At 60.2% G+C, this 11,774-nt stretch carries 9 protein-coding genes; 6 read left to right on the top strand and 3 right to left on the bottom strand.

The genetic code is table 11. The features are described from left to right. Positions 1–15: 15 nt before the first annotated feature. Complete coding sequence (locus ACRC4F_RS07395) at positions 16–771, top strand: SDR family NAD(P)-dependent oxidoreductase (RefSeq protein ID WP_438658715.1); 756 nt, start codon at positions 16–18, stop codon at positions 769–771. 39 nt (positions 772–810) lie between these two features. On the opposite strand, the gene folE is transcribed toward ACRC4F_RS07395, so the two are convergent. The 3 genes from folE to ACRC4F_RS07380 all read right to left on the bottom strand — a co-directional run bounded on the left by folE (position 811) and on the right by ACRC4F_RS07380 (position 5,638). Beyond that, positions 811–1,368, bottom strand: coding sequence for a GTP cyclohydrolase I FolE (folE, locus tag ACRC4F_RS07390; RefSeq protein WP_223434459.1), 558 nt, complete (start codon positions 1,366–1,368; stop codon positions 811–813). A 60-nt stretch (positions 1,369–1,428) separates the two neighbouring features. Then, positions 1,429–4,992 (bottom strand): indolepyruvate ferredoxin oxidoreductase family protein, encoded by a 3,564-nt coding sequence (locus ACRC4F_RS07385; protein ID WP_438658714.1) that lies wholly within the window; start codon positions 4,990–4,992, stop codon positions 1,429–1,431. Between the two features lie 196 nt (positions 4,993–5,188). After that, complete coding sequence (locus ACRC4F_RS07380; protein ID WP_438658713.1) at positions 5,189–5,638, bottom strand: hypothetical protein; 450 nt, start codon at positions 5,636–5,638, stop codon at positions 5,189–5,191. 230 nt (positions 5,639–5,868) lie between these two features. Between ACRC4F_RS07380 and ACRC4F_RS07375 the strand changes: the two genes are divergently transcribed. The 5 genes from ACRC4F_RS07375 (at position 5,869) to ACRC4F_RS07355 (ending at position 11,724) form a co-directional block, all read left to right on the top strand. After that, on the top strand, positions 5,869–7,539 hold the full coding sequence (locus tag ACRC4F_RS07375) for a DUF1302 domain-containing protein (protein WP_438658712.1): 1,671 nt from the start codon (positions 5,869–5,871) through the stop codon (positions 7,537–7,539). A 66-nt stretch (positions 7,540–7,605) separates the two neighbouring features. Further along, entirely contained in the window at positions 7,606–8,958 is a 1,353-nt protein-coding gene (locus ACRC4F_RS07370; RefSeq protein WP_223434451.1) for a DUF1329 domain-containing protein, read from the top strand. A gap of 61 nt (positions 8,959–9,019) precedes the next feature. After that, the gene (locus ACRC4F_RS07365) at positions 9,020–9,838 is read left to right on the top strand and encodes an SDR family NAD(P)-dependent oxidoreductase (protein ID WP_083376093.1); all 819 of its coding nucleotides are present in this window, start codon (positions 9,020–9,022) and stop codon (positions 9,836–9,838) included. 33 nt (positions 9,839–9,871) lie between these two features. Next, positions 9,872–10,321: a nuclear transport factor 2 family protein gene (locus ACRC4F_RS07360; RefSeq protein ID WP_438658711.1), complete on the top strand. Its 450-nt coding sequence runs from the start codon at positions 9,872–9,874 to the stop codon at positions 10,319–10,321. 38 nt (positions 10,322–10,359) lie between these two features. Beyond that, on the top strand, positions 10,360–11,724 hold the full coding sequence (locus tag ACRC4F_RS07355) for a phosphotransferase family protein (RefSeq protein ID WP_083376095.1): 1,365 nt from the start codon (positions 10,360–10,362) through the stop codon (positions 11,722–11,724). Positions 11,725–11,774: the final 50 nt, after the last annotated feature.

Raw genomic sequence — 11,774 nt, 5'->3', positions numbered from 1 at the left:
TCAGAGGAGCAAGCCATGCAACTGGCCGGTAAACGCATCATCGTCACGGGAGGCGCCAGGGGGATCGGCGCGGCAGTGGTCAAGGCGTTTGTGGAGGAGGGGGCCCATGTCATCAGCCTGGACCTGGGCGAAGGTGCCTCGATGACGGGTGACGGTGGCGGGTGGGCGCATACACGAGTCTGCGATATTGCTGACAGCCAATCCGTGGATGCCGCTTTCGCCTTGGCCAACGAACAGCTCAACGGGCTGGATGTGCTGGTACATGCCGCGGGCATCGCACCGAATGCCAGTGCCGATAGCATCACGCTGGACGAGTGGGAAAAAGTGTTTGCGGTGAATACCCGGGGCACATTCCTGACCAATCGCGCAGCCTATGAACTGCTTAAAGGCAGCGGTGGGCGGATCATCAACTTCGCCTCTGCGGCAGGCGTCATCGGACAGCCCGGCAAAGCCCATTACGCCGCAAGCAAAGGCGCCGTGCTTGCGTGGACACGTACGGTGGCGCGGGAGTGGGGCCCCTTGGGCATTACCGTCAACGCCATCGCCCCGGCCATGTGGACGCCGATGTACGAAGCCACCCGCGCGAGCATGAGCGCTGAACAATTGCGGCAGCACGATGCATTCATGGCAGGGCAAGTGCCCATCGGTGGACAACTGGGTGAACCGGCCCGGGATCTGGCGCCTGTGCTGGTATTTCTTGCCGGAGACGGTTCGCGATTTGTCACCGGGCAGACGCTGATGATTGACGGCGGTATGTTAATGCTCAGTTGAGTGGCTGGCCGCGTGCTCGGGATGAACCAGGCACAGCGCTTAGCGGCTACGGATCAACTGCAAAAATTCCTGACGGGTGTTGTACGACTCGCGGAAGGTGCCGAGCATTACCGAGGTGGTCATGGTTGAGTTCTGCTTCTCCACGCCGCGCATCATCATGCACATGTGTTTCGCCTCGATAACCACGGCCACGCCAGCAGCACGGGTGACTTGGGCAATGGCTTCGGCAATTTGTCGGGTGAGGTTTTCCTGAATCTGCAAGCGGCGGGCAAACATGTCGACGATACGGGCCACCTTCGACAGGCCAAGCACTTTTCCGGTGGGCATGTAAGCAACGTGGGCTTTGCCGATAAACGGCAACAGATGGTGTTCGCACAGTGAGTACAACTCGATGTCCCGGACGATGATCATCTCATCATTATCGGACTCGAACAGTGCACCGTTGACGATTTCTTCCAGTGTTTGCCGGTAGCCGTGGCAGAGGTAGTGCATGGCCTTGGCCGCGCGTTTTGGCGTATCCAGCAAGCCTTCTCGCTGCGGATCTTCGCCCACGGCCTGGAGAATTCCCCGGTAGTTTTTCGCCAGTTCTTCGTTCATTGGTCGACCTTATTGTTTAGCCAACTTCCCGGGCTCACTGCATGCCGCCCGGGTTGCTGCTTACAGTTGAGTCACGGCAATTTTGCCGGTGACCTGGCTGGCATCGTGAAACATGGCACTCGTACCAGTACGCCACTGCCCAAGCAATTGCGCCTGGCGCTGTTCGGCGTGGCCGAGGAAACGCTCTTTAACCGGACCATAACCGCGAACGCTGTCTGGCAACTCCGCCAACTCCTGAGCAAGGCTCAGCTTGTCGGCAGTCAAGCCTGCCAGCACTTCGTCGAGGACGCTTTCGTAACTGGCCAGCCAGTTGCGTTCCACCTTGCGCTCGTGGGTACGGCCGAACGGATCGAGCCAGGTGTTGCGCAAGAACTTGAGCCTCGCCAACAGCTTGAAGCCTTGCAGCATCCACGGGCCGAAGCTGCGCTTTTTCGGTTCGCGGCCGAGGCCGTTATCGTTCAGCAGCGGTGGCGCCAAGTGGAAGCGCAGGCGGTAGTCGCCCTCGAAGCCCGCCTGGATTTTTTCCAGGAACTGGCCATCGGTGAACAGGCGTGCGACTTCGTACTCATCCTTGATCGCCAGCACTTTGAAGTAATAACGGGCGACGCTTGCCGACAGCTTGCCCGGTTGCCCGAGCAGCGCCGTTTCCGCCTTCATGAATTGCTCGACCCGTTGTCGGTAACGTTGGGCATAGGCTTTGTTCTGGTACGCCGTGAGAAACTCCACGCGTCGTTCCAGGGTTTCTTCAAGGCTTTGCGACAACAGGCGGTCTGCGTTCTGCACGTTGCCTGCTTCCAGTTTGCGCAAGACCCGTGGCAAGTCTTCGGCGCTGCGCCGACCCCAGGCAAACGCGGCAAGGTTGAACGGTACCGCGGTGCCATTCAGTTCGATGGCTTGCAGCAGTGCCGCTTCGCCTACTGGCAGCCAGCCTTTCTGATACGCGTAACCGAGCATGAAGGTGTTGGTGGCAATCGAATCGCCCATCAGGGCCGTGGCGATTTTGCTCGCGTCGACAAAGTCAGCCTGGGCATGGCCAACCGCATCGGCGATTTGTGCCGACATGGTTTGGGTATGGAATTTCGGGTCCGGGTGCTTCAGCAAATCTCCGCTTTCCGCCTGTTGGGCGAAGGTCCGCACGAAGGCGCTGGTGATGGTTTCTTCGCTGTTGATCAGGGCATGGGTAACGCCTTGGCGCAGCTTGGACAAGGTTTCGGTGTTGGCACTGACCACCAGGTCGCAACCTAACAGCAGGGCCGCTTCACCTTCGGCAATACGGGGTGCGAACAACTGATCCTGGCGCGCGGCAATGCGAATGTGCGACCACACCGCGCCACCTTTTTGCGCCATGCCGGCCATGTCCAGGTTGAGCGTGCCTTTACCTTCGATAAATGCTGCCATTCCCAGCAAAGCGCCGATGGTCACCACGCCGGTGCCACCCACACCGGTCACCAGAATGCTGTAAGGCTCATCCAGTGCAACGGTTGGCGGCGTCGGCAGTTCCCACACTTCATCGGCTTTGGCTGCAAGCGCTTTGGGTTTGCGCAAGGAGCCGCCTTCGACCGTGACAAAACTCGGGCAAAAGCCGTTGAGGCAGGTGAAGTCCTTGTTGCAGGAGGACTGGTCGATTTCCCGCTTGCGGCCGTACTCGGTTTCCACCGCCACCACCGACATGCAGTTGGACTTGCTGCTGCAATCGCCGCAGCCTTCACACACCGCTTCGTTGATCACGACCCGGCGTGCCGGATCCGGGAACTTGCCGCGTTTACGGCGCCGACGTTTTTCCGCAGCGCAGGTCTGGTCGTAAATGATTGCGGAGACACCCTGGAACTGGCGCAGCTGTTCCTGCACTTCGTCCATCTTGTCGCGACGCAGCACCGGCACGCCGTCGGCCAGGTCATGGATGTGTTGGTATTTCTCGACATCGTCGCTGACCACCACGACACGTTGCACGCCTTCGGCAGCCAATTGACGGCTGATTTGCGAGACGCTGAGCGTGCCGTCCACCGGTTGTCCGCCAGTCATGGCCACGGCGTCGTTGTAGAGAATCTTGTAAGTGATCTGCACCTTGGCAGCGATGGCGGCCCGAATCGCGAGAATGCCAGAGTGGAAATAGGTTCCGTCACCGAGGTTGGCGAAGACATGTTGAGTGGTGGTGAACGGTGCCTGGCCGATCCACGCCACGCCTTCGCCGCCCATCTGACTGAACGTCTGGGTCTGCGGGTAGATCCAGGCGGCCATGTAATGGCAGCCTATTCCGGCCAGTGCGCGACTGCCTTGCGGGACTTTGGTCGAGGTGTTGTGCGGGCAACCGGAACAATAGTGGGGCACGCGTTCCATCAGGTTGCTGAACTGGTCTTTACTGGCCAACTGCGCATCCAGCACCGCCAGACGCACTTGCAGCGGTCCGTTTTGATGCAGGCGCAAAATGCGTTTGGCCAGCGCCCGGGCGATCATCGCCGGGGTCAGGTCGTTGATGGCTGGCAGCAACCAACCCGTGTGCGGCAGGCTCCACTCACCCTTGTCGTCAAACTTGCCGACGATGCGCGGGCGTACGTCCTCGCGCCAGTTGTAGAGTTCTTCCTTGAGCTGGTATTCGATCATGTGGCGTTTTTCTTCCACCACCACGATTTCTTCCAGACCCTCGGCAAAATGCCGCACGCCTTCCGCTTCCAGCGGCCAAACCATGCCGACCTTGTACACGCGCAGGCCGATTTGCTGGGCGAGTGTTTCGTCGATGCCGAGGATTTTCAGTGCCTGACAAACGTCGAGGTACGATTTGCCGGACGTGATGATGCCGATGCGCGCTTTCGGCGAATCCATCACGATGCGGTCAAGGCGATTGGCACGGGCGTAGGCGAGGGCGGCATACAATTTGTGTTCCAGCAGCCGCTGTTCCTGCGCCAGGGGCGGGTCTGGCCAGCGAATATTCAAGCCGCCTTCGGGCAGCGCAATATCGGGAATGATCGGTTGTACGCGATGAATGTCGATGTCGACGACGGCCGCGCTCTCGACAGTATCAGCCACCGCTTTGAGGGCGACCCAGCAGCCGGAATAGCGCGACATGGCCCAACCGTGCATGCCGTAGTCGAGGTATTCCTGCACACCAGATGGCGCCAGCACCGGCATCATCACCGCTTTGAAAATGTGCTCGGTCTGGTGTGGCAGAGAAGAGGAGCGTGCGCCATGGTCATCGCCGGCAATGGCCAGCACACCACCAAATTTCGAGGTGCCGGCGGCATTGGCGTGACGGAACACATCGCCGCAGCGATCGACGCCCGGCCCCTTGCCGTACCACATGCCGAACACGCCGTCGTAAGTGGCGCCTTCGAAGAGATTGACCTGTTGCGTGCCCCAGATCGAGGTGGCGGCGAGGTCTTCGTTCATGCCTGGATGGAACACCGTGTGGTGTTCCTTGAGGTAGTCGCGCGCCTTCCACAATGCCTGGTCGAAACCACCCAGCGGCGAGCCACGGTACCCGGAAATAAACCCGGCGGTGTTCAGACCATTGGCCAGATCGCGTTGGCGCTGCATCAGCGGCAGACGCACCAGCGCCTGAATGCCGGTGAGCAAAACGTTGCCGCTGTGCTTGACGTATTTGTCATCCAGAGACGGGGGCGCACTCATGTTCATCCTCCAGGCTTTATTGTCACGGCGGCGCCAGGAGAGCGGCGTTGCCTAGTTATTGGCTGGAGTCTAGGGAGCGGTTTTGCCATCGTAAAATCACAAAAACAGGGCATCGGTATCGGTTATTCAAATACCTGGATGCACAATGTTCTTTACGCCGTTGTGGATAAAGCCTGTTAGCGGTCTGGTGTCACTTTCACCTTGTTTCGGGCTTGATATCGCCACAGAAAATATCCACGTTGCCATCGGCTGGTGTGGTCCTTACCACTAAGTAGTATCCACCGGAAAGCAGCTCTGACAGCGCCACTGGCGCACTTCGTGAATAGGTCCAGCCGCGCGTTGCAGAAATGCGATTGGTGTTGATCCGGTCATTCATTGCATAGGCGACAGGCCCGGGCCGCACGCAGCTGCCTTTGTTGATAAACGTGTAGAGATTCAAGGGCCGAAGGGTGCCGCTTGGAACTCCACTGACGACGAAGGAAAGCGCTGTCTCATTGCCCTGAACGGCCAGCGTTGTATTGGCGATCTGACCGCCGTTGCGCGGTGTAGCGTTCAACGGAACGGTCACTGTCTGGCTTGATGAAGTCGTACAGCCGACTATCATCGCAGCGGCTACGAATGCCGCTGTCTGGGTTCCCGATTTCATGGTCACCTCCTGTACTCAAAAAGTACGATCCAGGACCTTTGAGTATAGGTCGGGAGTATTTGACCAATACCGAAATGCATTTCAGCAATACTCCCAATCGTTGTCTCAAACCTCCCCGTCCCGTCTACTTCAGTCCATACCGAAAGCCCACGGATCAGCGCTCATAGGCGCGGTCCAGACGGCCCAAAGCTTCGGCTGCCAACAACAATAAAAAAGTAATGGGAGTGTCGATGATCGACGCAAAGCTAAAGCCGTTAAGCCTGGCTGTCTGGTTCAGCGTGACCGGGTGTGCCTTAACCGTTGGCGCTGTGCAGGCCGCCGAGTTTGATACCGGTAATCCGGACTGGACCGCGCGCTGGGACAACACCGTGCGTTACAACCTCGGGATCAGGGCCGAAGGGCGCGACAGCGCATTGGCCAACAACGCCAGCTACGACGAGTCCGATGCCAAGTTTGATCGCGGCGATGTGGTGACCAATCGGGTCGATGTGATGAGCGAAATGGAGGTCGCGTACAAGCAGTACAACGGCTTTCGCATCAGCGGCGCGGGCTGGTACGACCAGGCTTACGAAAACACCGACGTCGAAACCAGCCCGGGGAATGTTTACTACCCCGGTGCGTTTCCCGGTACCAGCACGCCGAGCTACACCAATGGTAAATACTCCAGCTTCACCAAACGCTATCACCGTGGCCCGAGCGGCGAGTTACTGGACGCCTTTGCGTTTACCCGTTTCGATCTCGGCGAGATTCCGGTTAGCGTACGTGCCGGCCGCCACACTGTGTACTGGGGCAACGGCCTGCTGATTGCCGGGCATGCGGTGTCCTACTCGCAAGCACCGCTGGATGGGCGCAAGGCGGTGAGCAACCCCGGTACCGAAACCCGCGAAATCTTCCTGCCGCTGACGCAGATTTCAACCCAGGCTCAGGTCACCGACAAGTTATCGCTGGCGGCGCAATATTTCTTCGAATGGGACACCACGCGCGCCCCTGAAGGCGGCACGTATCTGGCCTCCGCCGACGTCGCCCTGGAAGGACCGGACCGTTTGCCGTTGTTCAGCGGTGTTTCGCGGCCTTTGATTGACCCGGTCAAACCCAAGGACAGGGGCAACTGGGGCGTGATGGGCACCTACAGCTTCGACTTCCTGCATTCGGAGGTCAGCGCGTTCTATCGCGAGTTCGATGACTACAACCCGTGGGGCCTGCAAGTGGCGCCGAGCTTTGCCCGTTACGTGTACGCCGAGAACGTCAAGCTCTATGGCCTGGGTTACTCCGCGGGCCCGGTACTGGGCGGCGGCTCCCTCGGCGTCGATCTGTCGTATCGCCAGAACACCTCGCTGGTCTCCAGCAACATCAGCACCACCGATAATCAGGGCGCTCGCGGTGACACCTGGCACATGGTGGTCAATGGCCTGTGGTTGCTGCCGCGCACCGATTACTTCGACACCGGCAGCCTGATCACCGAAATGGCGTTCAGTCATGTGCAACGGGTGACCAAGCACGAAGAACTGTTCAAAGGTGAAGGCTATGGCGGCTGCCCGGCGGGGCAGGACAAGCATTACGGCTGCGCCACCAAGAACTATGTCGGCCTGGCCGTGAGCTTTGCGCCGCAATGGCTTGGGGTGTTCCCCGGCTGGAATATTTCCACGCCCATGAGTGTGGATTATGGCGTCAACGGCAATGCCGCCACGGGCGGTGGCAACGAAGGGAAATACACCTGGAAGGCCGGCGTCAAAGGCACCTACGACGAGCGCGTCGACGTGACCCTGTCGTACATCGGCTACGGCAGCGAACGTAAATATGCAGACGTCGCCGGCGTCGGAAAAACCGTGGTCGGGGGCACCGGCGACGTCGGCCTGACCGACCGCAATTGGGTGTCGCTCACCCTCAGCACAGCGTTCTGAACCGCGCCTGAACTGCAATGCAGTGATCACCGGACTCGGCGATCACCCATCTGAATGGAGAACGTTATGACGGTTAATGCATATGCGATGGGCCTTGTGGCCATTGCTTTGGCGGGGTCGGCCGTGGCCGATGAGGGCGCTACCACCGCCGACCTGGGCGGCAAGCTGACGACCTTTGGTGCGATTGTTGCGGGCAACGCGGCAGGCACTATTCCGGCCTACGACGGTGGCCTGAAAGTGCCCGCAGGGCTGGTGCCCGGCGACGGCAACTGGCCCAACCCGTTTGCCAATGAAAAACCCCGCTTGCGCATTACGGCGGCCAACGCCGACCAGTACGCCGACCAATTGGCGGCCGGGCAGCTGCAACTGCTCAAGCAGAACCCCGACACTTATTATCTTGAGGTGTACCCCACCCACAGGACGGCGACCTTTCCGGCGAATTTCCTAGCAGCCACCCAGCGCAATGCCAGCCGCAAGGACTGCAAAACCGAGAACGACGGCCTGTCGATCAGCGAAGGCTGCCGGGGCGGTCTGCCATTCCCGCTGCCGCGAGATGGCCGGGAGTTGATGTGGAACTACATCCTCAACTATCAGGGCGTGAATGGCTGGGACTGGAACCACAGTGCCTATGTGGTCAACGAGGGCCACGCGACGCTGACCAACACCAACCGGTCCACCGGCGAAAAACCTTTCTACCAGATGGATGTTCCTGGGCGTGATCCGAAAATCGCCCAGCGCATCTGGTCGCGCATCGTCGCGCCGGCCCGTACGGCCGGGCAGGCATCCGGGTATTGGGATTATCTCGACCCGGTCGCCGACTCCCGCTACGCCTGGAGCTACAGCACCGGTCAGCGCCGCGTCCGCAAGGCCCCGGAATTCAACTACGACACCCCCAACTCTGCGTTCGGCGGGGTGGCGTTCTACGACGAAATCTTCCTGTTTTCCGGAAAGATGGACCGCTTCGACTGGAAGCTGGTGGGCAAGAAGGAAATGTTCATCCCCTACAGCAACTACACGCTGAAATGGGGTTGCGACATGGACAAGAAACTCATGCCAAAACACATCAACCCCGCGTGTGAGCGCTGGGAGCTGCACCGTGTCTGGGTGGTGGAAGCGACGCGCAAGGACGGCGTACGTCATGCGCAGAAAAAACGTCGCTACTACATCGACGAAGACACCTTCGGCGCTGCGGTCTACGACGCCTGGGACGACAGCGGCGCGCTGTTCCGTACCGGCTCGCAATACAACATCGAGGCGTACGGCATTCCCAATAATCCGCAACAGGATTCCTACTCGTTGTACGACTTCACCCGTGACCAATACGGCATGTTCGGCAACGGCCCGACGCGCTACCGGCAGGAACCGGTCGCTGAGCGTGAAGCCAATCCGCAGACCATCGCCGGTGGCCAGACCCGCTGACCGCAGCTCCTTTTCGGCGCTCGCCACGGGCGCCGTTTTTTTTCCGTCCCGAGACCCTTTTATGAGCGAGATACTGCAACGTTTAGACGGCAAGGTCTGCGTGATCACCGGCGCCGGCAGTGGCATCGGCCGCGCCTCGGCCCTGCGTTTTGCCCGGGAGGGCGCCACGGTGGTGGTCACCGACCTTTTCGCCGAATCGGCGCAGGCCGTGGCGACTGAAATCGGCACCAGGGCACTGGCCATGCAAGTGGATGTCGGCGATGAAGACGCTTTGCGGCAGATGGTCGAGCAGACCGTCGAGACCTTCGGGCGTATCGATGTGTTGTTCAATAACGCCGTGTACAGAAACCCGGCCACCACCCGCGATATCGACTTCATCAACTTCAACACCGAGCTGTTCCACAACTGCATGCGGGTCAATGTGCTGGGCGGTGTGTTGGCGTGCAAATACGCCTTGCCGCACATGCTGGCCCAGGGCAGCGGTTCGATTCTGTTCACCTCGTCCACCAGCTCGATTGCCGGGGAAATTTCTCAGTTCAGCTACGGCGCCTCCAAGGCCGCACTCAACTGGTACGTGCAAAGCATTGCCGCCACCTTTGGTAAACGCGGCATTCGTTGCAACGGGATTTTGCCGGGGGTGATTCGCACGCCGGCCATGGAAAGCTGGGCTAACGAGGCGATGAAGGCGGCCTTTCTCGACCTGCAAAACGTGCCGCAACTGGGCGAGCCGGAGGACATCGCGGCCATGGCCGCTTTCCTCGCCAGCGATGACGCCGCCTACGTCAACGGCACGCTGATGCGCGTGGACGGCGGCATGAGTTGCGGCACGCCGATGGTGCCGGTGGTGCGCAATTTCCTGTTGCCCCAGGCCTCGGTCTGATCCCGATCCATTCACTGCACTGGAGCCCGTTTTATGGCACTCGAACAGGAACGCTTCATCCTCGACATGCTCGCCGCCTGGGGCGACGGCAGCGATGGCAGCCGGCCGGACCTCGAACGCATCATGGCCACCTTCGCAGACGACGCCGTCTGGCAACTGTGGGTGCCCGGTGGCCCGGTGATCCGTGGGCGAGATGCGTTGCGCCGCGAAATCGAGCGGCAGATGAGTTATGTCACACACAACCGCTGTACCACGCGTCACATCGTCTCTTCGGAGCGCGTGGTGATGACCGAACGCGACGATTACTGCGTCAGCAATGGCGTACCCATGCCGCACTCAATGGTGGCGGTGTATGAGCTGGACGAACACGGCCTGATCTGTGCGTGGCGCGAGTACCTGGACACTGCCGATCTGGCGAAGAAAAAGGGCGTGCCGCTGGAGCAGGTAGGCGGGCCGAACGCTGGTAGCACCAGCACCCATTAAGAGCGGCGCTGGACATCAGCGCCTGAGGAAGACCCCGTATGCCAACAACAATAAATGCGACTGTTGATCCGGTCGAAGAAAAGCTGCGCAACTTTGTCGAAGGGCTGCTGGGTGGGAACATCACGGCGATGCAACGTCTGCTGCGCTGGCGTCCGGCGTGGAACCTTGAACTGCAACGCGATGGCGAAACCCTTCAATTGCATATTCGTGGCGAGCGAGGTGGTGATGTCAGCCCATTCCCGGAGCTGCGTCGGGAGGCGGATATTCTCACCTTGCTTGGTCAGCAGGGCGTACCGGTGCCGCGTATCTACGGCTTCTGCGAAGACCCGCAAGCCATCTTGATGGAGTTGGTGCCGGGGAGTCGTGATGTCAGCACGGCGAACACTGATACCGAGCGCCATGCCGTCGCACGTCAGTGGGTCGATGCCATGGCGCGCATGCACCAACTGCCGTTGCAACCCTTCATTGAACAGGGCATTCATCTGCCGACCAGTGCCGAGGGCATTACCCTTGCAGGTCTGGAAGCTTATTACCCGCTGTATGCGCGCAATAAAACCAGGCCTCAGCCTCTGGCCGAATTCGCCCTCGGCTGGTTGCGCCGCAATGTGCCGCAGCACCGTACCCGGCCTGCTTTCGTGCAGTACGATTCTGGGCAATACCTGTTCGAGAACGGACAGGTGAAGGGCCTCTACGATTTCGAATTCGCCATGATTGGTGATCCGTTGGCTGACCTGGCGTCGGCGCGGATGCGCGACAATTACGAGCCGCTCGGAGACAGTTTCGCGGACCTGTATCGCTACTATCAGCAAGTGACCGGCGAGCCGGCGGACCCCGATGTCGTGCGTTACCACACCGCGCTGTTTGCCACCGTCAGCACCATGCAGTTCTCGGCATCGGTGGCCACGCCACAACCGGGCGACCCCCACGACACCTACACCGAGTTCGACATCGCCCTGCGCCGGGTGGTGGTGCACGCGCTGGCCGAAGCCATGGGGGTGCCGCTGCAAACGCCAACACTGGAGATAGTCAGCAGCGGCCCGAATGCACAGTTGCTGACCATGCTCGCCGATGCCTTGGCGCAGGTGGAGGTCGGCAGTGACTTCCAGAAAACCAAGCTGCGCGCCGTGAGCAAACTGGTGGAGTACCTGGGCCGTGGCGATGCCATGGAATTGCACTTGCGCGAGTTGGAGCAGCAGGAGGCGCAAGTCCTGCTGGACCGCACCTTCAATGATTACAGCGAGATTGATGCAGCGCTGGAAGCCTTCGTCAAAAGCGCGGGGCCCGAATACGACGAACCCTTGCTGCGCCTGTTCATGGCGCACATCGAGCGGCGCGTGCTGGTTTACGGCAGCACCGCCATTGGCGCCTCCGCCAGCCACATCGACCTGCCACCCGTCGCCTGACAGGGTGAAACCTTTCTCGCCCGGTGGCTGGTCACCGGGCCTTCGTTTTC

It is taken from the genome of Pseudomonas sp. (genome assembly GCF_051660785.1).
Taxonomy (GTDB): domain Bacteria; phylum Pseudomonadota; class Gammaproteobacteria; order Pseudomonadales; family Pseudomonadaceae; genus Aquipseudomonas.
This window is presented reverse-complemented; position numbering and strand designations above follow the sequence as displayed.